The sequence below is a fragment of the Pseudomonas sp. IT-P74 genome, assembly GCF_949768175.1.
In the GTDB taxonomy this organism is placed as follows: Bacteria; Pseudomonadota; Gammaproteobacteria; order Pseudomonadales; family Pseudomonadaceae; genus Aquipseudomonas.
The window spans coordinates 46,331-68,631 of the sequence record NZ_CATKQD010000009.1 but is presented as its reverse complement, the minus strand read 5'-3'; the positions used below and the strand labels follow the sequence as shown (position 1 = coordinate 68,631).

The 22,301-nt window shown below is 60.6% G+C and carries 24 protein-coding genes; 14 read left to right on the top strand and 10 right to left on the bottom strand.

The window, feature by feature from the left end; all coding sequences use genetic code 11:
* Nucleotides 1-37 precede the first annotated feature (37 nt).
* The 6 genes from benA to ACM6J5_RS07970 all read left to right on the top strand — a co-directional run bounded on the left by benA (nucleotide 38) and on the right by ACM6J5_RS07970 (nucleotide 4,902).
* Nucleotides 38-1,402, top strand: a complete 1,365-nt coding sequence (benA, locus tag ACM6J5_RS07995; protein ID WP_150674210.1) for a benzoate 1,2-dioxygenase large subunit — start codon at nucleotides 38-40, stop codon at nucleotides 1,400-1,402.
* Complete coding sequence (gene benB / locus ACM6J5_RS07990; RefSeq protein WP_095942882.1) at nucleotides 1,399-1,887, top strand: benzoate 1,2-dioxygenase small subunit; 489 nt, start codon at nucleotides 1,399-1,401, stop codon at nucleotides 1,885-1,887. Before benA ends, benB begins: the two co-directional genes overlap by 4 nt.
* Nucleotides 1,888-1,897: 10 nt before the next feature.
* Entirely contained in the window at nucleotides 1,898-2,911 is a 1,014-nt protein-coding gene (gene benC / locus ACM6J5_RS07985) for a benzoate 1,2-dioxygenase electron transfer component BenC (RefSeq protein ID WP_414928140.1), read from the top strand.
* A 158-nt stretch (nucleotides 2,912-3,069) separates the two neighbouring features.
* Nucleotides 3,070-3,843 carry a 1,6-dihydroxycyclohexa-2,4-diene-1-carboxylate dehydrogenase gene (locus tag ACM6J5_RS07980; protein ID WP_095942884.1) on the top strand — a complete coding sequence of 258 codons (774 nt, stop codon included), beginning with the start codon at nucleotides 3,070-3,072 and terminating at the stop codon, nucleotides 3,841-3,843.
* A 42-nt stretch (nucleotides 3,844-3,885) separates the two neighbouring features.
* A complete protein-coding gene (locus ACM6J5_RS07975) occupies nucleotides 3,886-4,584 on the top strand; it encodes an alpha/beta hydrolase (protein ID WP_414928139.1) in 699 nt (232 codons plus the stop codon).
* A gap of 117 nt (nucleotides 4,585-4,701) precedes the next feature.
* Nucleotides 4,702-4,902, top strand: a complete 201-nt coding sequence (locus tag ACM6J5_RS07970) for an SPOR domain-containing protein (RefSeq protein WP_414928138.1) — start codon at nucleotides 4,702-4,704, stop codon at nucleotides 4,900-4,902.
* A 133-nt stretch (nucleotides 4,903-5,035) separates the two neighbouring features.
* On the opposite strand, the gene osmE is transcribed toward ACM6J5_RS07970, so the two are convergent.
* Both osmE and ACM6J5_RS07960 read right to left on the bottom strand, forming a co-directional pair.
* Nucleotides 5,036-5,386 (bottom strand): osmotically-inducible lipoprotein OsmE, encoded by a 351-nt coding sequence (gene osmE / locus ACM6J5_RS07965; protein WP_008053782.1) that lies wholly within the window; start codon nucleotides 5,384-5,386, stop codon nucleotides 5,036-5,038.
* Between the two features lie 13 nt (nucleotides 5,387-5,399).
* On the bottom strand, nucleotides 5,400-5,639 hold the full coding sequence (locus tag ACM6J5_RS07960; protein ID WP_008021270.1) for a hypothetical protein: 240 nt from the start codon (nucleotides 5,637-5,639) through the stop codon (nucleotides 5,400-5,402).
* A gap of 166 nt (nucleotides 5,640-5,805) precedes the next feature.
* On the opposite strand from ACM6J5_RS07960, the gene ACM6J5_RS07955 reads away from it, so the two are divergent.
* Both ACM6J5_RS07955 and ACM6J5_RS07950 read left to right on the top strand, forming a co-directional pair.
* Complete coding sequence (locus ACM6J5_RS07955; RefSeq protein ID WP_095942887.1) at nucleotides 5,806-5,991, top strand: hypothetical protein; 186 nt, start codon at nucleotides 5,806-5,808, stop codon at nucleotides 5,989-5,991.
* Between the two features lie 97 nt (nucleotides 5,992-6,088).
* Complete coding sequence (locus tag ACM6J5_RS07950) at nucleotides 6,089-6,424, top strand: hypothetical protein (RefSeq protein WP_095942888.1); 336 nt, start codon at nucleotides 6,089-6,091, stop codon at nucleotides 6,422-6,424.
* A gap of 93 nt (nucleotides 6,425-6,517) precedes the next feature.
* Here the strand turns inward: ACM6J5_RS07950 and ACM6J5_RS07945 are convergent, their stop codons facing one another.
* On the bottom strand, nucleotides 6,518-7,078 hold the full coding sequence (locus tag ACM6J5_RS07945) for an RrF2 family transcriptional regulator (RefSeq protein ID WP_095942889.1): 561 nt from the start codon (nucleotides 7,076-7,078) through the stop codon (nucleotides 6,518-6,520).
* A 310-nt stretch (nucleotides 7,079-7,388) separates the two neighbouring features.
* Between ACM6J5_RS07945 and ACM6J5_RS07940 the strand changes: the two genes are divergently transcribed.
* The 4 genes from ACM6J5_RS07940 to ACM6J5_RS07925 all read left to right on the top strand — a co-directional run bounded on the left by ACM6J5_RS07940 (nucleotide 7,389) and on the right by ACM6J5_RS07925 (nucleotide 11,965).
* Nucleotides 7,389-8,591: an NAD(P)/FAD-dependent oxidoreductase gene (locus ACM6J5_RS07940; RefSeq protein ID WP_414928137.1), complete on the top strand. Its 1,203-nt coding sequence runs from the start codon at nucleotides 7,389-7,391 to the stop codon at nucleotides 8,589-8,591.
* Between the two features lie 137 nt (nucleotides 8,592-8,728).
* Nucleotides 8,729-10,018, top strand: coding sequence for an NAD(P)/FAD-dependent oxidoreductase (locus tag ACM6J5_RS07935; protein ID WP_095942891.1), 1,290 nt, complete (start codon nucleotides 8,729-8,731; stop codon nucleotides 10,016-10,018).
* A 25-nt stretch (nucleotides 10,019-10,043) separates the two neighbouring features.
* Entirely contained in the window at nucleotides 10,044-10,598 is a 555-nt protein-coding gene (locus tag ACM6J5_RS07930; RefSeq protein ID WP_095942892.1) for a helix-turn-helix domain-containing protein, read from the top strand.
* A gap of 20 nt (nucleotides 10,599-10,618) precedes the next feature.
* Nucleotides 10,619-11,965 carry a glutamine synthetase family protein gene (locus ACM6J5_RS07925; RefSeq protein ID WP_095942893.1) on the top strand — a complete coding sequence of 449 codons (1,347 nt, stop codon included), beginning with the start codon at nucleotides 10,619-10,621 and terminating at the stop codon, nucleotides 11,963-11,965.
* A gap of 183 nt (nucleotides 11,966-12,148) precedes the next feature.
* On the opposite strand, the gene ACM6J5_RS07920 is transcribed toward ACM6J5_RS07925, so the two are convergent.
* The 5 genes from ACM6J5_RS07920 to ACM6J5_RS07900 all read right to left on the bottom strand — a co-directional run bounded on the left by ACM6J5_RS07920 (nucleotide 12,149) and on the right by ACM6J5_RS07900 (nucleotide 16,241).
* Nucleotides 12,149-13,513, bottom strand: a complete 1,365-nt coding sequence (locus tag ACM6J5_RS07920; protein WP_095942894.1) for a purine-cytosine permease family protein — start codon at nucleotides 13,511-13,513, stop codon at nucleotides 12,149-12,151.
* Between the two features lie 5 nt (nucleotides 13,514-13,518).
* Entirely contained in the window at nucleotides 13,519-14,196 is a 678-nt protein-coding gene (locus ACM6J5_RS07915; RefSeq protein WP_414928136.1) for an isochorismatase family cysteine hydrolase, read from the bottom strand.
* Between the two features lie 90 nt (nucleotides 14,197-14,286).
* Nucleotides 14,287-14,436: a hypothetical protein gene (locus ACM6J5_RS07910; protein WP_414928159.1), complete on the bottom strand. Its 150-nt coding sequence runs from the start codon at nucleotides 14,434-14,436 to the stop codon at nucleotides 14,287-14,289.
* 176 nt (nucleotides 14,437-14,612) lie between these two features.
* On the bottom strand, nucleotides 14,613-15,656 hold the full coding sequence (locus tag ACM6J5_RS07905) for an LLM class flavin-dependent oxidoreductase (RefSeq protein ID WP_102701572.1): 1,044 nt from the start codon (nucleotides 15,654-15,656) through the stop codon (nucleotides 14,613-14,615).
* 99 nt (nucleotides 15,657-15,755) lie between these two features.
* Nucleotides 15,756-16,241, bottom strand: coding sequence for a flavin reductase family protein (locus ACM6J5_RS07900; protein ID WP_095942897.1), 486 nt, complete (start codon nucleotides 16,239-16,241; stop codon nucleotides 15,756-15,758).
* A 322-nt stretch (nucleotides 16,242-16,563) separates the two neighbouring features.
* On the opposite strand from ACM6J5_RS07900, the gene ACM6J5_RS07895 reads away from it, so the two are divergent.
* On the top strand, nucleotides 16,564-17,970 hold the full coding sequence (locus ACM6J5_RS07895) for a purine-cytosine permease family protein (protein ID WP_150674221.1): 1,407 nt from the start codon (nucleotides 16,564-16,566) through the stop codon (nucleotides 17,968-17,970).
* Between the two features lie 210 nt (nucleotides 17,971-18,180).
* Here ACM6J5_RS07895 and ACM6J5_RS07890 read toward each other — a convergent pair whose 3' ends face one another.
* Nucleotides 18,181-18,801, bottom strand: a complete 621-nt coding sequence (locus tag ACM6J5_RS07890; protein WP_150674222.1) for a glutathione S-transferase family protein — start codon at nucleotides 18,799-18,801, stop codon at nucleotides 18,181-18,183.
* 355 nt (nucleotides 18,802-19,156) lie between these two features.
* Here ACM6J5_RS07890 and ACM6J5_RS07885 point away from each other — a divergent pair, with 355 nt between their 5' ends.
* Complete coding sequence (locus ACM6J5_RS07885; protein ID WP_095942900.1) at nucleotides 19,157-20,482, top strand: OprD family porin; 1,326 nt, start codon at nucleotides 19,157-19,159, stop codon at nucleotides 20,480-20,482.
* 241 nt (nucleotides 20,483-20,723) lie between these two features.
* Here ACM6J5_RS07885 and ACM6J5_RS07880 read toward each other — a convergent pair whose 3' ends face one another.
* Nucleotides 20,724-22,298: a hypothetical protein gene (locus tag ACM6J5_RS07880; protein ID WP_414928135.1), complete on the bottom strand. Its 1,575-nt coding sequence runs from the start codon at nucleotides 22,296-22,298 to the stop codon at nucleotides 20,724-20,726.
* Between the last annotated feature and the right edge of the window lie 3 nt (nucleotides 22,299-22,301).

Here is a 22,301-nt window from a genome sequence, read left to right as displayed (position 1 = left end):
GACCCCTGCCTGAACAATAACAATGGAGGCGGCGGCCATGACCCTGCGACCCGAATACCTGCATTCCCTGCTTGAAGATGATCCCGAGCAGGGCCTCTATCGCTGCAAACGCGAGATGTTCACCGACCCCCGGTTGTTCGATCTGGAGATGGAACACATCTTCGAGGGCAACTGGCTGTATCTGGCCCACGAAAGCCAGATCCCCAACGTCAACGATTTCTACACCACCACCATGGGGCGCCAGTCGGTCTTTATCGCGCGCAACAAGGACGGTGTACTCAACGCCTTCATCAATGCCTGCAGCCATCGCGGCGCGACCCTGTGCCGGCACAAGTCCGGCAACAAGAGCTCCTACACCTGTCCGTTCCACGGCTGGACTTTCAACAACTCCGGCAAGCTGCTCAAGGTCAAGGACCCGGCCAACGCCGGCTACCCGGCGAGCTTCAACTGCGAAGGCTCCCACGACCTGACCCGTGTTGCGCGTTTCGAGTCCTATCGCGGCTTCCTGTTCGGCAGCCTGAAAGCCGATGTACTGCCACTGGTCGAGCACCTGGGCGAATCGGCGAAGATCATCGACATGATCGTCGACCAGTCGCCTGATGGCCTGGAAGTACTGCGCGGCTCCTCCAGCTACATTTACGAAGGCAACTGGAAGCTCACCGCCGAGAACGGCGCCGACGGCTACCACGTCAGCTCCGTGCACTGGAACTACGCGGCCACCCAGAACCAGCGCAAGCAGCGCGAAGCCGGTGACACCAATCCGACCATGAGCGCCGGCAGCTGGGCCAAGCAGGGCGGTGGTTTCTATTCCTTCGACAAGGGCCACATGCTGCTCTGGACCCGTTGGGCCAACCCCGAGGACCGTCCGCTGTACGAGCGCCGCGACGAACTGGCGCAAGACTTCGGCAAGGCCCGCGCCGACTGGATGATCGAGAACTCGCGCAACCTGTGCCTGTACCCGAACGTGTACCTGATGGACCAGTTCAGCTCGCAGATCCGCATCGCCCGGCCGATTTCGGTCAACCGCACGGAAATCACCATCTACTGCATCGCCCCCAAAGGCGAGAGCGACCACGCCCGTTCCAGCCGGATTCGCCAGTACGAGGATTTCTTCAACGTCAGCGGCATGGCAACGCCCGACGATCTGGAAGAGTTCCGCTCCTGCCAGACCAGCTACCAGGGCAGCGTCACCACCTGGAACGACATGTCCCGTGGTGCCGAGCACTGGATTGAAGGTGCCGACGACGCCGCCAAAGAGATCGACCTGCATCCGCTGCTCAGCGGCGTGCGTACCGAAGATGAGGGCCTGTTCGTGCTGCAGCACAAGTATTGGCAGCAGACCATGCTCAAGGCCCTGGCGGCCGAGCAGTCGAAGCTGATCGCCGTGGAGGACGTGTTATGAGCATTTCCTATGAAGCGGTGCGCGATTTCCTCTATCGCGAAGCGCGCTACCTCGATGACCGCCAGTGGGACGAATGGCTGGAAATGTACGCTCCCGACGCGACGTACTGGATGCCGTCCTGGGACGACAACGACGAGTTGACCGAGGACCCGCAGCGGGAAATCTCGCTGATCTGGTACGGCAACCGCACGGGTCTTGAAGACCGCATCTTCCGCATCAAGACCGAGCGCTCCAGCGCCAGCGTGCCGGACACCCGCACCTCCCACAACATCAGCAACATCGAGCTGCTCGAACAGGCCGACGGACTGTGCAAGGTGCGCTTCAACTGGCACACCCTGAGTTTTCGCTACAAGACCGTCGACAGCTATTTCGGCAGTAGCTTCTACACCCTCGACATGCGCGGTGAAAACCCGTTGATCAAGGCCAAGAAAGTGATCCTGAAGAACGACTACGTTCGCCAGGTCATCGATGTTTACCACTTGTGAGGCGGCCGTCATGACCCATTCCATCGCGTTCAATTTCGAAGACGGCGTCACCCGGTTCATCGACGCCAACGTGGGCGAAACCGTGGCCGATGCCGCGTACCGCCAGGGCATCAACATCCCGCTGGACTGCCGCGACGGCGCTTGCGGCACCTGCAAGTGTTTTGCCGAGGCCGGCACTTACGATCTGGGCGAGGAGTACATCGAAGACGCCCTCAGCCCTGAAGAGGCCGCGCAGGGTTTTGTCCTGACCTGCCAGATGCGCGCCCAGAGCGATTGCGTGGTGCGGGTGCCGACGTCCTCCGAGGTCTGCCGCACCCGTCAGGCCAGCTACGACGCCACCATCAGCGCCGTGCGCCAGTTGTCCGACAGCACCATCGCGCTGTCGATCAAGGGCGAAGCCCTGAGCAAGCTGGCGTTCCTGCCGGGGCAGTACGTGAACCTGGGGATTCCCGGCAGCGAGCAGACCCGTGCCTATTCGTTCAGCTCGTTGCAGCGCGACGGTGAGGTCAGTTTCCTGATCCGCAACGTGCCCGGCGGCCTGATGAGCAGCTTCCTGACCGGCATGGCCAAGGCCGGCGACTGCATGAGCCTGGCTGGTCCCTTGGGCAGCTTCTACCTGCGGGACATCCGTCGGCCGCTGTTGCTGCTGGCCGGTGGCACGGGGTTGGCGCCGTTCACCGCGATGCTGGAGAAGATCGCCGAGCAGGGCAGCGATCACCCGCTGCATCTGATCTACGGCGTGACCCACGATTTCGACCTGGTGGAAATCGACCGCCTCGAAACCTTTGCCGCGCGCATCCCTAACTTCACCTTCAGCGCTTGCGTCGCCAGCCCTGAGAGCCAGCACCCGCTCAAGGGTTATGTGACCCAGCACATCGAGCCGAAGCATTTGAACGATGGCGACGTCGACGTCTACCTGTGCGGCCCGCCGCCGATGGTCGAGGCCGTCAGCCAGTTCATTCGCGAACAAGGCATTGCGCCGGCCAACTTCTACTACGAAAAGTTTGCTGCCAGCGCGGCTTGAGTCGCACGTGATTTCCCTGGCTGGGTAAAGCCCCCCCTGTGGGAGCGAGCCTGCTCGCGAAAGCGGTCTGGCAGTCACCCACTGTGTCGACTGGAAGGACCTCTTCGCGAGCAGGCTCGCTCCCACAGTTGAACTGCAACCTTCTTCATGAGGTACACATGAACAAATTTCACGAAAAAGTCGCCCTGATCACCGGCGCTGCCCAAGGTATCGGGCGGCGGGTGGCCGAGCGGATGGCCGCCGAAGGGGCGAAGCTGATCCTGGTGGATCGCTCCGACCTGGTGTTCGAAGTCCAGCAACAGCTGGCGCCAACCACCCAGGTACTGGCCCTGACCGCCGACCTTGAGCAATACGAGGAGTGCAGTCGGGTGATGCAAACCGCGGTCGAGCGCTTCGGACGCCTCGATGTGCTGGTCAATAACGTCGGCGGGACGATCTGGGCCAAGCCGTTCGAGCACTATGAAGCGTCGCAGATCGAGGCCGAGGTTCGCCGTTCGCTGTTCCCGACCTTGTGGTGTTGCCATGCCGCGCTGCCGTTCATGCTGGAGCAGGGCAGTGGTGCGATCGTCAACGTATCCTCCATCGCCACCCGCAGCCTCAACCGCGTGCCCTACGGTGCGGCCAAGGGGGGGGTCAATGCCTTGACCGCTTGTCTGGCATTCGAAACCGCCGGCCGCGGCGTGCGGGTCAATGCCACGGCGCCTGGCGGCACCGAAGCACCGCCGCGACGCATACCCCGCAACGGTGCCGAGCAGAGTGAGCAGGAAAAGCTCTGGTACCAGCAGATCGTCGACCAGACCCTCGACAGCAGTTTGATGAAACGATACGGCACCCTGGATGAGCAGGCGGGGGCTATTCTGTTTCTGGCCAGCGACGATGCGTCCTATATCACCGGCATGGTCATGCCCGTGGGCGGTGGCGATCAGGGCTGAGGCGAACGGCGAACAACCCCATCGGCAAACGGAGACATGGTGATGAGTGACAAACCCACGATCGTGCTGGTCCATGGTTTCTGGGGCGGTGCCGCCCACTGGAACAAAGTCATCGTCAAATTGCTCAGCCGGGGTGACACGCACATTCGTGCCGTCGAGTTGCCGCTGACGTCCTTGGCCGAAGATGCCGAGCGCACGCGCAAGATGGTCGCCCAGGTGCCCGGTCCGGTGCTGCTGGTGGGGCATTCCTATGGCGGCGCGGTGATCACCGAAGCGGGTGATTTGCCGAATGTGGTTGGGCTGGTATACATCGCCGCGTTCGCCCCGGACGCCGGTGAAAGCCCCGACAGCATCACGCAGCGGCATTTTCCGGCGGCGGCGGCCAACCTGGCTCCCGACAGCGACGGTTACCTGTGGGTCAAGCCAGAGCTCTATCACGAGAGCTTTTGCCAGGATCTGCCGGCGACCGAAGGGTTGGTCATGGGCATCACCCAGAAAGCGCCGCTGGCGAGCACCTTCGGTGACACCATTGGCACGGTGGCCTGGAAGAAAAAGCCATCGTGGTACCAGATTTCGTCTGACGACCGAATGATCGCGCCGCAAAACCAGGAGTGGATGGCTGCGCGGCTCAACGCCCGGGAGATACTGACCTTGCATGCCAGTCACGCATCATTGGCCTCGATGCCCGCTGAAGTAGCGGCCTTGATCGACAGGGCAGCGACGGCGTTGGCCAAGGGCTAGGGTTCAAGTGCAACCGGAATGGGGAATTTTCATGGCGACGTCTGGTCGGTATTTTGGACAAGGGTGGGTGTAAGGTACGCAAGTCAACCTGATATCACTGCCCAGGAGGAGGTGACTATGAGTGTTCCGATGCTGAACAAAATGCACATGAACGGTTATGACGTACTCTGCGTGAACAATGGCCCCTGGCGGGTGTGCACACGAGGTGACCGGCTGGGATCGTTTGACAGTCGGGAAGAAGCACTGGCATTTGCCGCTTCGCTGCCCGGCTACAAGGCACGTGTCGGCAGGACTGCGGGCAGCCATCAAGCAAAATGAAGCCTGTAGGAGCGAGCTTGCTCGCGATGGTCGCTAACGATAACGCGTGCTTCCTGGCTAAACCCGGCGCGTTTGAGTCCATCGTCGGAACGCCGCCCGGAGCAAGCTCGCTCCTGCAAAGTCCTTAAGGGCGCTAGTAGCCACCGCCTCCGCTGGGGCGGGAGGGTTCCCGGGCCTTTTGTTGTGTGTGGCTCCATTCCGCGCAGGTCATGAAGCTTTTGTGGTCGACCATGCCGCGGTCGTCAAAGCTGACATTGAACGCCTGTTGATGGCCGGACTGACTCAGCTTGTAGTCAAAGCACGTGCCGGGTTCGACAGTCCGGTCGGTGACCGCCAGGGGCTGGCCGCCGATTTGCCGGACTTGCTCCTGGGTCATGCCGGTGTCGACTTTCGCGACCAGCGGCTGGTCCTGGTAGATCGAGTTGGTGCTGCAGCCTGCCAACGCGGTCAGTGCGACGACCAGCGTGAATAGAGGCCTGTTCATGGCAGCGCTCCCGCTATTGAGCCTTGTTGCGGCTAATGACCTTGGCTTTCACTTCCTCGGCGTAGCCGGACAGTTTTTCTTCATCGCCCTGAAACAAAGAACACAATCTTTGAACGGCTTGCGCGTCGGCTTCGCTCCCGAGCAGGCGCAATTGCTGCTCTATTCGCAGAAGCTCCACGGCCGACCAGCGCAAATCTGACGCAAGCCCTTGCAGATCACGCCGAAGTTCCTGTTCCGATTCGTTAAGCCACATGATGACCTCCTGAACTCTGCACACCGAAATTTTAGACCTCTTTACCGCACAGGATGTTGTGTTCGTCTGAATCGGTGGGGTTTCCTTTGGTCGGGAAAACTACAGCGAACGAGGAAATAAGCTGTCCTACTCTAGAGCCGGTTTTTCCTACGGGGGGCGACGTCAAATGACCGCAACCGATGATTTCAGGGCTCGGGCCCACGAGTTGATCGCTGACCTGGAGGCGGCGACCAACGAGATGATGCAACTGGTATCGGCCCGTCAACTCAGCGGGCCGCAATGGGAGCAAGTCACACAACGCCAGCATGAAGCCTACGAAAGATGGATGGATTATCTGAATTCAAGGAACTAACCCTGACAAGCGATATCAATGACACGCCGAATCGTTGGGGATGGCTGTAGGGACGACGGCGAGCTACATTCTCTTTTTTCTAACTTAAGGAAACAGCATGCGGATGTTGATGGGGGGAGTCGTGTTGGCATTGCTGGGCGGGTGTTCGTTGCCGGCGTCGCTGGTACCGGGCGAGCCGAATGTCAGTAAGCACAGCGAGAAGGCGCCAAAAGAGTATGCGGCGTGCGTGTTGCCTGCCTGGCAAAAGGAAGTATCGAATACGACCCAGATTTCGATATCCAACGGATACCGCATCACCGCGCCCAGCGTAATCACGGCCGACGAAGTGGTGGATATCGTGAAGTACAAGGACGGCAGCCGTGTTTCGCTGTATCAGGGGCCGCCCTGGGCCAAGTCCGGCGACCTGCGCAAAATCGTGCGCGACTGTTTGTAAGCGCGAGAGGGTGAAAATCGGTCACCGACCGTTTTTCGACTCCATTGAAAAAAGGCCGGATGCCTGGCGTGCATCCGGTTTTTTTTGTGTGGATCAGTCCGAAAGGTTGGTCGTCGGGATGATTTGCTCACCGGTCTGGGCGGCACTTTTGCGTTCTCGGCGCTCGGTCATCCAGCTTTCCACTTTGACGCCGAACTCTGGCGGGGCCTTGCGTCCGAATTTCCTGGCGATGTCGAGGATGGTTTGTTGGGCGAGGGCCTCTTCCATGCGTTTTTGCGCAACCATCATCGCGCCATTGATAGCGCACAGTCCGTCCAATGCCCATTCAGGCGGGGCACCATTAAACACTGCGCAACGACCACGGATCTCCCGGCAATCGAATATCGACTTGCGGCCGTCGATGGCGTTGACGATATCCAGCAAGGTGATTTCGTCAGCCGGCCGGGCCAGCTTGAAGCCACCGCGCATGCCTTCAGTGGCGACCACCAGATTGGCCTTGGCCAGCTTGGTGAAGATTTTCGCCAGATAGTCCTGGGGGACACCTTGCAGATCGGCAAGGTCGCGCACGCTCGCTTCGCGTGAGTCGCCGCCGTTACCCACCAGAAAAAGCAGGCAGTGAATGCCGTATTCGACACCCGCGCTGTAAAGAGACATGCAAATCTCCGACTGAATTAGTCGCAAATTCTAGCAGCAGAAAGCAAGCAAGGCAACGAATCCCTCCTCGCCCAATCTTTTTTTCATGACCGAAAACGCTCCTGTGACTCGCTGAATACAGGGTATTCGGCTCATGGGTCACGGTTTTCGATGGCCGCTCTCGATAAAAACCTGTTGCAGGATTTAACTTGGATCAATACAGTCGTAGTTGCTCGGTCGCAGTGGCAGGCGCTTATCCAGGTACAACCCGGCGTCGGTCCTTGAACCCCTCAACGATTTTCAACACTTGGCTATCCCCCTGGAGTTAAAGATGAAGCAGCACATTCTGGTAATCGGCGCAGGTTTCGGTGGCATGTGGACCGCTTTGAGTGCCACGCGCCTGTTCGACATTCACGGCCACAACGACGTTGAAGTGACCGTGCTGGCTCCCCAGGCCGAGCTGCGTGTGCGCCCGCGCTTCTATGAGCCGAACGCCCACCAACTGGCCGCGCCGATTGGCGAGCTGTTCGATGCCGTAGGGGTCAGGTTCATCAAGGGCGCGGCACAGACCATCAACGTCGAACAGAAACGGGTCGGCTATGTCGATGCGGCGGGTGCCCAACAAGTTTGCAGCTACGACAAACTCGTTCTGGCCACCGGCAGCCGCCTGGCTTCGCCGAACACGCCGGGCGTGGCCGAACATGCCTTCGACGTCGATCAGATCGAACAGGCCGTGCGTCTGGAAAACCACCTCAAGGCACTGGCCAATCAGCCCGAAAGCAAGGCGCGCAACACGGTGGTGGTGGCCGGTGGCGGTTTCACCGGGATCGAAACGGCGACTGAAATGCCGAGCCGCCTGCGGGCCATCCTCGGCGACCGTGCCGACATCAATGTGATCATCGTCGACCGCGGCGATAAGATTGGCGGCTCGATGGGTGAGGAAATTGCCGAATCGATCGTCGAGGCCAGCCTGGCAACCGGCGTGCAATGGCACTTGAAAGCCTCGGTGGTGTCGGTCGATGCCAACGGCGTGACCCTGTCCGATGGTGCTCGCATCGACGCAAATACCGTGGTCTGGACCACCGGCGTCCGCGCCAGCTCCCTGACCGAGCAGATTCCGGCCGAACGCGATCACCTGGGCCGTCTGCATGTCGATGCACACCTGAAAGTCATTGGTCAGGACGACATCTTCGCCACCGGCGACGTTGCCTATGCGGCCAGTGACGAGATCGGCAACTACGCCTTGATGTCCTGTCAGCACGCTATTTCGCTCGGCCGCCATGCCGGCAACAACGTCGCCGCGCAGCTTCTCGGTGTGAACCCGACACCCTACAGCCAGCCGAAGTACGTGACCTGCCTCGATCTGGGTGCCTGGGGCGCGGTGTACACCGAGGGTTGGGACCGTCAGGTCAAGTTGGTCAAGCACGAAGCCAAGGCATTGAAGACACAGATCAACACCCAGTGGATCTACCCACCAGCGGCTGATCGCACCTCGGCGCTGGCTTCGGCGGATCCGATGATTCCTGTGGCCTGATTGATTCGAACATCACCTCTGAATAAAAAATCCCGCTCGGGTTGGCCTGAGCGGGATTTTTTACGCGTTGATTGCTTGTGTGAAATTTACCGTGTATTTTTTCATGAAATTAAAAATACAAAATTTCACGAGGCCGTATGTTTCAGCAATCCACCCGGCATGTCGCCAGTTACTACGCCCATACCTGCGCCGATCGTCTGGTCGATCGAGCCGCACTGGAAGGTGAGCAAGACACCGAAGTGCTGATCATCGGGGCCGGTTTCAGTGGCTTGCACACGGCTTTACGCCTGGCGCTGGCCGGCAAGCGCGTGACCTTGCTCGAAGCCAGCCGGGTGGCTTGGGCCGCGTCCGGGCGTAATGGCGGGCAGGCGATTCTCGGCTGGTCGTGCGACATGCCACCGCTGGAAGCGGCGCTGGGTTACGAACGGGCGCGGCGCTTGTGGGACGGCATGCGCTGGGCCGCGCGCGAGCTGCGTGACTTGCCCGGCCGGCATGAGTTCGATTGCGACTACCGCGCCGGCCATCTCTGGACCTCGGTGATGCCCCGTCGGGTAGGCCTGCTGACCGAATGGCAACACGAGGCCAGCCACAAGTGGGGCCACGACAAACTGCAATTTATCGAGCGCAGCGATTTGCCGCGGTGGGTTGCCAGCGAGCGCTATCAGGCCGGCCTGTTCGATCCCGAGGGCGGGCATCTGAATCCGCTGAAACTGGCCCTGGGCCTGGCCGATGCGATCGAGCGTGCCGGTGGCCGCATCCATGAGCTAAGCAAGGCGCTGAGCTATGGCGAGGAGGGCGACGGGTTTGTGGTGACCACCGAGGGCGGTCGTATTCGCGCCGACGTGCTGGTGCTGGCGTGCAACGCTTACCTCGACCGACTCGACCCGCAACTGGCCAGTTGCGTATTGCCGGTCGGGACCTATCAGGTCGCGACTGCACCGCTGACGAAGGAGCAAGCCACCGCGTTGCTGCCGAGTAACGTGTGCGTGACCGACAACCAGTTCGTGCTCGACTATTTCCGCCGCACGCCGGACAACCGCCTGCTGTTCGGCGGCGGTTGCACTTACCTGGGCGGGATGCCGAAGGATATCGCCGCCGCGACCCGGCCGTTCCTGGAACGGGTGTTCCCGCAACTCACCGGCGTCGATCTGGAGTTCGCCTGGGGCGGCCACATCGACCTGACCCTCAAGCGCACGCCGGATATCGGCCGCCGTGGCGATCTGTACTGGATGCAGGGGTATTCCGGGCATGGTGTGCTGCCGACACTGGCCGCGGCGCGGGCAGTGTCCGACGCGGTACTCGGTCAGCCCGACGAGTTGTCCCTGTACCAGGGACTGAACAACGGCAGTTTTCCCGGCGGCAAATACCTGGCCGCGCCGCTGGAAGCCATCGGCAAGGCCTGGTATCGACTGCGCGACAGCATTTGAAGCGACACTTTCTGGAAGCCTCTAGATGGACATGCAAGAAGAAATCTCGGCGCTGGCGATCCTGATCCAGGACCTGCGCAAGCACAAGAAGTACACCCTGAAGGAACTGGCGGACAAAATCGGGCGCTCCGTGGGGTTTCTGTCCCAGGTCGAGCGCGGCCTGTCGCGCCCGACGGTGGCGGACTTGACCGCCATCAGCGAAACCCTGGGGGTGCCGACCACCTATTTCTACAGCCTGCCCAAACCCATGGCCTTGTCCTGGGTCACCCGCCCCGACGAGCGCCGCACGCTGTACTACGCCGACGGCATCACCGACATCCTCGTTTCGCCAAAGATGCGCGCATCGTTCTCGATGCTCGAAAGCCAGCTGGAGCCCGGTGCCAGCAGCGGCGACCGGCACATGAAGGACAGTTCCGAGCAGGGCGGTTATGTCCTGGAAGGGGAGCTGACCCTGTGGCTCGACGATAAGGAACCGGTGACCCTGCATCCCGGCGACAGCTTTCAACTGGCCAGCCATGCGCACTGCCGCTACGGCAACCTGTCCGACCAACTGACCCGCGTGCTTTGGGTTTACACCTGATAACAACAAGGAACAAAACGATGGATGCTGTGTGCTCTGAACTGCTGGCCGAGGTTCGCAACTTCCGCCACTGCAACCCCGAAGTGCGATACGTCGACCTGATCTCCCTGGACATTCCGGGGCATTTCTACGGCAAGCGCTACCCGATCGAGATGCTGGAAAAAGTCGCTGCCGGCAGTGCACTGAAGTTGCCGCAGAACTGCGTGCTGCTCGGCACCCAGGGCGGGCTGTTCAAGATCGGCGATTACTGCTTCAACGATGGTGACCCGGATGCGCTGCGCCGTTTGGTGCCTGGCACCTTGAAGCTCGTGACCTGGGAAAAGCAGCCCTTGGGCCAGATGCTGATTACCTCCGACGGCACACAAAAACCCATCGAATTCGAACCCCGCGAAGTGCTGGCGCGGGTGCTGGACCGGCTCAAGCACAAGGGCATTTTCCCGGTGGTGGCCTTCGAGTTGGAGTTCTACCTGTTCGACAGCCGCCTGAAGGACGGCTTGCCGCAATTTCCCCGTGACGAGCTGAGCGGCGATGCGGATGATCAGCCGAACATGCACATCGAACGCTTGTCGCGATTCGCCCCGGTGCTCGATGAAATGGTCGAGACCGCGCGTGAGCAAGGCGTCGATGCCACGGTGATCACCGCCGAGCTCGGCCCGGGCCAGTTCGAAATCAACTTCGGCCATTGCGATGACGGCCTGCGCGCCGCCGACTGGGCGGCCCTGTTCTGTCGCAGCACCCGAGGCGTGGCGCTCAAGCACAACTACCGCGCCAGCTTCATGGCCAAACCCTACCTGCAGCACCCGGGCAGCGGTATGCACGTGCACGTCAGCCTGTATGACCAGGCCGGCAACAACCTGTTGGCGGCGAACGGGCAGCGGGCGTTGCGTCATGCCGTGGCCGGTTGCCTGGATGTATTGCCGCACTGCATGCCGATCTTTGCCCCGAACCACAACGCCATGCGCCGTTTGAGCGGCACGGTGAACGTCGCGTCCCGCGCCAGTTGGGGCTTCGAGGATCGCGATGCCTGCTTGCGTATTCCAGAGTCGGACATCAAGAACCTGCGCATCGAACATCGCCTGGCGGGCGCCGATGCCAACCCTTATTTGGCGTTGGCGGCGATTCTGGTAGGGCTGGAACAGGGTCTTGAAGGGGAGCGCGAGCCGATTGCACCGCTCAACGAAGACCGCGGCAGTGGCATCGATTTTCCGCTGGAAATGCTCGAAGCGGTGCAGTCCATGCAAAATCATGCATCGCTGCGCGAAGGCTTGGGGGCGGAGTTCGTGGACGTCTACTGCGAAAACAAACGTCAGGATCATCTGGCATTTCTGCATGACATCAGCGCGCGGGAGTATCGCTGGTTTCTCTAGTCTCCCTTAGAAAATATGTGGATATTGAAGGGGTTAGAAGGATTAGTAACTGGATAGTGAATAAAAATATCTTGTTACAGGCCGAAATATTCCGTAATATCCGCGCCGCGTTCACCACCACGGTTTATGCATTTTTAAATCCCAGGCGTCCATCAGCTGCCTGGGATTTTTTTTGTCTGAAATTTAGTCGGCCGCTGACTCCATCATCGGCGCTCGCTTGCCGAGCTTCATCAGCCAGTAATAACTCAACCCCGGCACCAGCAACCCGACCACCCATGCCAGATCCACTCCGTCCAGCGCCGTGGCTACCGGGCCGACGTACAGCGTGGTGTTCATGAACGGAATTTCCAGGGCAATCGCCAGCAGGAAACTGCCGCAGGCGATCCAGTTGATGCGTCCGTAGATCCCGTTCAGGTCGAAGATGTCGTCAATCCGGTACTGGCCTTTGCGCAGGCAGTAGTAGTCCACCAGATTGATCGCCGTCCACGGGATCAGGAAATAGCTCATGAAGAAGATGAAGTTGAGGAAGAAGTTGATGAAATCGTCCTGACTGATGGTGCACAGGGCCGTGGCCACCAGGCTGATCAGCAGCATGAACACACCGCGTACTCGCGGGGTCACCTTGAGTCGGGCGAAAGGCTCGATCACGGTGATGGTCGACATGAACGCGCCGTACAGGTTGAACACGTTGATCGACACCTGACCGTAGACGATGAAGGCGAACAGCAGCACCGCGCCAGCGCCGAACAGACCGGCGACATGCCCACCGACGTTGCTGGAAAAGTCGCCGATGCCGACGCTCAGGATCGCCCCGAGAATCATCATCCACGCGCCGCCGCTGACCGTGCCGGCGTAGCTGTACCAGAACACCTGGGCAGTCGGCGTGCTGCTCGGCAGGTAGCGCGAATAGTCAGCGACATAAGGCGCGTAGGACAGTTGCCAGGTCACGGCAATGCTCACCGCCACCAGGAACTTCGACAGCGAGAAGCCGGTTGGCAGCCATTGTTCGGCCGGGATCGGCAACTGCAAGGCGAGCACCGTGGCGGCCACGAACACCACCAGCGACAGAATCGACAGCAGCTTCTGCAAGCGGTGGATCAACCGATAGCCATAGAGCGCGACGACGAAGCACAACGCGCCGATCAGGTAGATATTGCCGGACATCGACAGCGGGCTGACCGACTCCAGCGCCTGGGCCGCGAGCAAGGTGTTGCTGACGAAGAAGCCCAGGTAGATCAGCATCACGAACAGCAGCGGCAGCACCGCCCCCAACACGCCGAATTGCGCCCGGCTCTGGATCATTTGCGGAATGCCCAGCTTCGGTCCCTGGGCCGAGTGGGAGGCCATGAAGATCGCCCCCAGCAACGAGCCGATGATGATCGCCAGCGCACTCCAGAACAGGTTGAGCCCCATCACCACCGGCAACACGCCGGAGGCAATGGTGGTGATGTTCATGTTGGCGCCGAACCAGATATAGAACAGCGAACCCGGCTTGCCGTGGCGTTCAGGCTCGGGGATGAAATCGATGCTTCTTTTTTCGACTTGCATGGCGATCACTCCTGAGTCCGGACGAGACGGGATTGCAGACGGGCGATGGTGCTTTGCAGCTCATGGGGCTGGTGGGCGAACAGGTCTGGGCGCTCGGGAATCAGGCTGATGTGATCTTGTTGTTGCAGGGCGCGCTGGCACTCGGTCGTGGTGAGGATTTCCAGCGCGTAGACCCAGTTGGCCATGATCAGCAGGGCCGAGTAATGCCCGGCCTCGGTGGTCGTGGTGCAGGCATCGCTGACCAGGCGCACGCGATAACCGAGGGCGAAGGCATCGAACACACTGGTCAGCACGCAGACGTCGGTCAGCACACCGCAGACGATCAGCGTGTCGACCTCCATTGCCTTGAGTCGAGCGTCGAGGTCGGTGCGGTGAAAGGCGCTGTAACGGCCCTTGTCGATGATCAATTCACCGGGCTGCGGCGTCAGCGACTCGATGATTTCCACTTGTCGGGTGCCGGCGCGGTAAGTGCCGGGGCCACCGTCGGCGGCCAGGGGTTCGCCGTAGGGCAGGTCGCTGCCGTCGGCCTGATTGATGTGGCGGGTATAGAAGACAGGCATCCGCTGACGGCGGACGGTATCGAGCAGGGCGGCGGTATGGGCGACCACTCTGTCGAGGTTTTCCAGGACGAAGCCGTCCTCCTGCTGCATGTCGATGATCAACAGCGCGTTGTTATTGTTCATTGGGCAAACCTGATCAAGGCGAAACACGATGCACCGTACGCGCCATGCAGTGGCGAGACGCGGGGTGCGTGATTGGCTGTTCGGGTGGGCTCAGTGAACTATTTGCCAGAAGCCGTTCTGCTTGGCCGCAACGCTGGCGCGCAGGCGCTTGAAATGCAGGTGCGAAGCGGTCCATCCGCCGCGCAGGTAAGCCCGCGCGGCGCCGCAGGGAAGGGCGAGTGATGGGAGACGACCAGTCATCATTGGAATCGACCCTTGTGGGAACGCCTGCTCCCACAGGACAAATGCGTACCTGTAGGAGCGAGCTTGCTCGCGAAAAACTTCGGGGCAACGCAGTCATTCAGATGGCGCGCGTTATCGTTGGCGTCCATCGCGAGCAGGCTCGCTCCTACAGTTGATGTCGCAGGGCGCCGCAATCAGCGGAACGCTGGCACCACGTGCTTGATGAACAGCTCCAGGGATTTTTTCTTCTCCGCGTGGGGCAGGCTGTTATCGCACCAGAAGCTGAATTCGTCGACCCCCAGTTCCTGGTAGTACTTGATGCGCGGAATGATTTCTTCCGGGGTGCCGATCATGGCGGTCTTGTGCAGGCTTTCCAGTTCGAACTCAGGGCGACCGGCGAACTTCTCTTCCGGGCTCGGCGCGAGGAAACCGTTAACCGGAGTGGTCTTGTTGCCGAACCAGGCATCGAAGGTGCGGTAGAACTTCGAGATCGCCTTGGCCCCGACTTCCCAGCCCTGCGGATCGTCGGCGGTGTGCACGTGGGTGTGACGCAGCACCATCAATTGCGGGCGCGGTACGCCAGGGTTGTTGTCGAGCGCGGCCTGGAATTTGTTCTTCAGGTCGAGGACTTCTTCGTCGCCTTTCATCAGCGGCGTGACCATGACGTTGCAGCCATTGGCCACGGCGAAGTTATGCGAGTCAGGGTCACGGGCGGCGATCCACATCGGTGGGTTGGGCTGCTGGATCGGCTTGGGCACGCTGGTGGAGGTGGGGAATTTCCAGATGTCGCCGTCATGGGCGTAGTCGCCGTTCCACAATGCCCGCACCACCGGAACCATTTCCCGCAACGCCTGGCCGCCGGAGGAGGCAGGCATGCCGCCGGCCATGCGGTCGAACTCGATCTGGTAGGCGCCACGGGCCAGGCCGACCTCCATGCGTCCATTGCTGATCACGTCGAGCAACGCGCATTCACCGGCCACCCGCAGCGGATGCCAGAACGGCGCGATGATGGTGCCGGCGCCGAGGTGAATGGTGGTGGTCTTGCCCGCCAGATAAGCCAGCAGCGGCATCGGGCTTGGCGAGATGGTGTACTCCATGGCGTGGTGCTCGCCGATCCACACGGTGCTGAAACCACCGGCCTCGGCCATCAGGGTCAGTTCGGTCAGGTCTTCGAACAACTGGCGGTGGCTGACGCTTTCGTCCCAACGCTCCATGTGTACGAACAGGGAAAACTTCATGACGCTTACCTCGGATCTTTTGTTATTGGCCCGTCGGCGCAGGGCATTGATGATTGTTGGTATACCATAATACTGGATAGCTGCAACTGAAATGTCAAATCAGGCCAGAACGGGCAGGGCGCCCATCTTGCCGTGGCAATACACCAGCGGGCCGGCATTCTGGTTGGGCACGATCAGGTTCTTCACCGCACCTACCATGATCGCGTGGTCACCGCCTTCATACTCGCGCCACAACTCACATTCGATGACCGCCGTGGCGTTGGCCAGAATTGGGTTGCCCAGTTCGCTCAACGTCCACTCGATCCCCAGGGCCTTGTCCTTGCCTTTGCGCGCGAAGGCATAGGCTTCGTTTTGCTGGCCGCCAGACAGCACGTGGATGGCAAAACGTTTGTTCTTGATCAACACCGGGTAGGAATCGGAGCTGTAGTTGGGGCAGAACAGCACCAGGGCCGGGTCCATCGACAGCGAGCTGAAGGCGCTGGCAGTCAGGCCGACGATTTGCCCGTCGTCATCGAGGGTGGTGATCACGGTCACTCCGGAAGGGAACGAACCCATGACTTGTTTGTAGATGGCGGCATCGATCATTGGACGGTCCTCGGATGGTGTGACGCATTTTTATGTGTTTGTAGGTCTGATGGTATACCGTAATACATCTATTGCAAGGTCTTTTTAGGTGAACCGATAAACGTATGGTTTTCGTCGGAAACTCAATGATTACGGGGCTTTCAGCTGGAAAGTGCTGGCGTGAATCGGGCAGGATGCCGGCTCAGATGCTTGTTCAAAGACCGGATCAGTCTTGTTTAAAGTTTGGAATACCATAATATGGTAGGCATCTGAGGGCGGCCAGAGAGTCCCCCCGGTTTGACTTCATACAAAGATAAGAACAGACAAACTCGAGTTCATGCACATGTCCCAGATGTCCCGGCAAGATCCGTTGATCGAGAACCATACGGTCGACTACGTTCCACTCGCAGAGCGCCACGGGAAGGCCCGCGATCTTTTCACCCTGTGGTTCAGCACCAACATCGCGCCACTGCCCATCGTCACCGGCGCCATGGTGGTCCAGGTGTTCCACCTCAATCTGTTCTGGGGCTTGCTGGCGATTGCCCTCGGGCATATGGTCGGCGGCCTGGTGATTGCGTTGGCATCGGCTCAGGGGCCGTGCATGGGCATCCCGCAGATGGTGCAGAGTCGTGGTCAGTTCGGCCGCTACGGCGCGCTGCTGATCGTGTTCTTCGCGGCGTTGATCTACATCGGTTTCTTCATTTCGAACATCGTGCTGGCCGGCAAATCGATTGTCGGCATTGCGCCGTCGGTTCCGGTACCGGCCAGCATCCTCATCGGTGCCCTCAGCGCCACGGCCATCGGGGTGATCGGTTATCGCTTCATCCATACCCTGAACCGCATCGGCACCTGGGTGATGGGCAGTGCCTTGCTCGCCGGTTTCCTCTATATCTTCGCCCATGACCTGCCGGCGGACTTCTTCACTCGCGGCGGATTCAACCTGTCGGGCTGGTTGGCCACGGTGTCGCTGGGCATCATCTGGCAGATCAGCTTCTCGCCGTACGTGTCGGACTACTCGCGCTACCTGCCAGCGGATATCGGTATCACCCGGCCATTCTTCGCCACCTACCTGGGGGCGACCCTGGGCACGATCCTGTCGTTCACCTTCGGTGCCGTGGCGGTACTGGCAACCCCGGAAGGCACCGAGGCGATGGCGGCGGTCAAACAGTCCACCGGCTGGCTGGGGCCGATCCTGATGGTGTTGTTCCTGCTCAACATCATCAGCCACAACGCCTTGAATCTGTATGGCGCGGTGCTGTCGATCATCACCTCGATCCAGACCTTCGCCAGCCAGTGGACACCGAGCATCAAGGTGCGCGTGGTGTTGTCGAGCATCGTGCTGGCGGGCTGCTGCGTGGTGGCGCTGGGTGCCTCGGCGAACTTCATTTCGCAGTTCATCGGCCTGATCCTGGCGCTGTTGCTGGTGTTGGTGCCGTGGGCCTCGATCAACCTGATCGACTTCTACCTGATCAAGCGTCGTCGCTATGACATCGCCTCGATCTTCCGTGCTGACGGCGGTATCTACGGTCGTTTCAACCTGCACGCGATCGTTGCCTACTTCATCGGCATCATCATGCAGCTGCCATTTGCCAACACGTCGTTGTACGTCGGGCCGTACGCCAATCTGGTGGAGGGCGCGGACCTGTCGTGGCTGGTAGGGCTGGTGGTGACGTGCCCGTTGTATTACTGCCTGGCTACACGCAATCAGTCGCAGGAAAGTCGTTCGGCAGCGCTCGGCTACACCGACTGAGGCAAAAACCTTTCATGTTCGTCTGAAAATGCCCGGCGCGTCGCCATAATGCTGTTCGGTTAAGGATTCTGTAGGAGCGAGCTTGCTCGCGATGGACTCAAGAGCGCCGCGTTTAGCCAGTAAATACGCGTAATCGTTAACGACCATCGCGAGCGAGCTCGCTCCTACAGTGAAGGCGATGTGCCGGGCATTTTTGTTTTCGCTGACCGCTCAGGATTGCTTGAACGCATTCAGGCCGCGTTGTACCGCCGGCCTGGCTTCGATGGTGTCGAACCAGCGCGATAGCTGTGGAAGTTGCTTCCAGTCCAGCCGATCACGAAACGCAGTGACGATGGTGAACGCCGAAATGTCGGCCATGGAGAACTGCGCACCGGCCATGAATTCGCCCGTCAAAAAACTTTCCGCGTAGGTCAGTTGCTCGATCACCCGCAGATCGATGATCGCCGCCGCCTTGTCCTGCCCCGCCTGGTGCAGAAAAAACGCGGCATGGCTGGGGGCGATGACATCGGTCACGAAAAAGAAATAGCGGTCGATCACCCGGGTGCGTGCAGGTCCTGGCTGCGCCGGTGCAAGCTTTCCGGGGGCAATGGAGTCGGCGTACTGGATGATGGCATTGGACTGGTTGATGACCAGCGCCGGTGTCGTACCGTGATCGATCAGGGTCGGGACTTTCCCGGCCGGGTTAAGCTCCAGGAAGGCCGGCCCACGATGCTCCTGTGCATACAGGTCGAGCCTGCGTGCGGTGTAGGCGATGCCTGACTCTTCCAGGGCAATCGCTGCCCGCAGGCTGTTGCCGGTGTTGGCGCCGTACAGTTCGATTTGATTGTTCATGGGCCATTGCTCTTGTCGGGACAAACAGGCAGCCGACGAACGCTGCCGATGATCTCAGTATGATGAAAATCCGCCGCACCGATATGCAAAAACAGTGATCGTCCATACCCCTGCGCGACAAGCCTTATCCCTGCACGAAAACTACTTTCACCGCGTTTGATAATAGCCTCTCGAAATGTTTTAAGAGTTTCACAAGCCAGTCAGCCAACCTTCACCTCGAACGTCCGATGCTCATGCCACTCATCGAGCGCGCCTGTTTTCGCGCCCGTGTTGAGCGTTGCTGCGTGGGCGGCAATCGGGTCCTGGCTGGCGGTGAAACCTTCAAATAACGATAAGAAACACCCAGGAGCACCCTATGTTCAAACGAGCGATTCCCACCGCAGTCCTGCTGGCCGCCGGTTCGGTGTGCGCACAGGCGGCTGACACCGCAGCCCATGGTTTTCTCGAAGACAGCAAGGCCAGTCTCTCGATGCGCACCCTGTACTTCAACAGCGACAATCGCGATGGAGGCGCGGCCCCTTCGAAAACCGAAGAGGCGGCCCAGGGTTTCGTGTTGCGCTATGAATCCGGATTTACCCAGGGCGCGGTGGGGTTCGGGCTCGATGCCCAGGCGCTGCTCGGCATCACGCTGGACAGCGGCGCGGGGCGCCACGTCGGTAGCGGCATGATTCCTTCCGACGGCGACGGCGCGGCCCCCGCCTGGAGCAGCTTCGGCCCTACGGCGAAGATGCGCCTGGCCAGGACGGAATTTCGCTACGGCACCTTGCTGCCGAAATTGCCGATCCTTCTGGCGAACGATGCCCGTGTGTTGCCGCAATCGTTTACCGGCGCGCAGGTCACCTCGAACGACATCGATGGCCTGACGTTGACCGGTGGTGTGCTGGAGCACGCGGTAGGGCGCGCCTCGACGGACCGCACAGGCCTGTCGGTGGCCGGTAGCACGCAGGACAGCAACAAGTTTTACTACGCCGGCGGTGACTACAACCTCACCAGGAATCTCAAGACCCAGTATTACTTCGCGCAGCTGGAGGATTTCTACAACCAGAATTTTCTCGGCCTGACGCACATCCTGCCAATCGACAGCGCCAGCTCTCTGACCACCGACCTGCGCTACTTCCGCACCACGTCGAGCGGCGCCAACAGCTCTGCCTCCGGCCGCGCGCAAGGCTATCGGGTATCGGGTTACACCGACGACAACGACGGTGAAATCGACAACAGCACCTGGTCAGCGATGATCACCTACACACACGGTGGTCACGCGGTATCGGTGGGGCATCAACGGGTGGGCGACGGCAGCAACTTTGTCCAGCCCAACCAGGGCAGCCTGGTGGACAAGGGGGCGGGTGGCGGCAGCGTCTACCTGCCCACCGACAAGATGATCCAGAACTTTGCCCGGGCCGGTGAGCAGACCAATTTCGGGCAATACACCTACGACTTCGCGCCCCTGGGCGTGCCGGGCCTGAAAGCCTCGATCGTGTATCTGAAGGGCACGGACATCAAGGCGCAAAACGCCAGTGACCAGTCCGAGTGGGAGCGCGACATGACCCTGGACTACGTGCTGCAATCGGGCACGTTCAAGGGGGTGGGGTTCACGCTGCGTAATGCCAAGTCCAATACTGACGCCGGGCGCAATGTGGATCAGAACCGGTTCATCATCAATTACACCTTGTCGTTGTTGTAATCACACCACAATCCCCTGTAGGAGTGAGCCTGCTCGCGAAGGCGGTATGTCAGGCGACATCGATATTGAATGTGCCGGCCTCTTCGCGAGCAGGCTCGCTCCCACTGTGATTTGGGTGGTTCGCAGATTTTGCGTACAGCCACTGGACCTGTGGGAGCGAGCCTGCTCGCGAAGGCGGTATGTCAGGCGACATCGATGTCGAATGTGCCGGCCTCTTCGCGAGCAGGCTCGCTCCCACAAATCAAGGTTGGCCGCTGCTTGCGCTCACGCGTGGTTGCTCCTTGTCCCAAAGCGCAACCAACCCACCGAAAGTCCCGACATAAGCCGTGCCATCCGGCGCCAGGGTGATCGGCGACCAGTTGTTGTCGAAGGCCTGGCCGACCCCGCTCAGTGCCTTGAATCGGGTCTGGCCGCTGGCGAAATCCAGCGCCATCAGGTACCAGGCGTTCTCGCCGTTGGCTTGCGGTTCGAGGGTGTAGAAGTACAACAGGCCGTTGCCTACCGAGAGTTTGGGGACCACCGAAGGCGAACGCTCTTTCGATTCCCAGATCCGGTCGCAGCCCGACTCATCGGTGCGAATGTCGATGCGGCTGATGCCGCCATGCACGGCCTGCCAGTCCTTTTGCGCGAAGGCGCTGGTGTAGCCGGCGTTGTTCTCGAGGATGATCGAGCGACCCCAGCCGATGGCCGAGTTGTCGGTGGCCGAGGCGTTATGGTCGAACACCGGCAGTTTGCAGATCAGGCGGTTGCCGGCGTAGTCCTGCTCGCGGCGGTAGACCAGCAGGTTGATGCGCCCGTCGCTGTTGTCGGTGATGGTGACGTAGCGCTCGCCCAGCAGGGTCGGTGTGGTGCCGCTGCCCTGATTGATCGCGCCGACCTTGCGCCTGGTGCCACGGTCGTACACTTCGCGCCAGTCTTGCACGGGCTTGCCCTCGGCATCGGCGGCAAAGCGGTACAGGGCGTGGTCGGACACCAGATAGACACCGTCGGCCGCCACCGACATGCCGTTCTGGATTTCTTCGTTGGTCAGTTGAATGCCCTGGACCTTGCCGGAGTCCGGGTTCAGGGTGCCGATGCGGCCGCGTCGAGTGATCCACCAGATCAAGCCCTGATGATCGGGCATGACCCCGGTGATGGGGTCGCATTCACCTTTGGGAAACCAGTTGGTGGGCCTCACGCAATCGTGGGGAACCTTGTCGCTCAGGTCCCAATTGCCGACTTCTTCGAACGACCACGCACCGGATTCATCCTGACGATGCACTACGCGCCGGATGTGCTGCTCGGCATCGGCGATGACCACGCGATTCTGTTCGTCGACATAGAAATAGGCGCCGGAGGTGTCGGCCATGATCTTGTCCGGGTCCAGGGTAATCAGCGCGTGGAAAGTCGACGGACGCGGCGGCAGCGGGTAGCGGGCCAGCAGTTCGAGGGTGCGTGGTTCGAGCAGTTGCAGTTCGAACTGCATCAGGTTGGCGCACAGCACCACCAGGCGACCCTGCTGATCGAAGGTATGGATCGGGCACATACCACCTGGTTTGCGGCTGCCGTCGCGGCTGCTCGTTTGCATGTCGCGGCCCAATGGACCGGGGCCCGGGTGCGAGTCGGAACTGTAGCCGTCGGAATGCATGTAGCTGCTGCCATTGCTGGCCATGTAGGGGTTGGCGGGCACGGCACCGCTCAACGGTTGCGCGACAGCGGCACTGCCGATCAGTGGCGGGGCATTACCGGAGCTGGCCAGCGGTTGCGGGTCATAGGGTTCGGAACAGGCACTGAGCAGGCCGAGCAGGGGCAGGGCAAGCAGGAGTGGAGCACGCATCGA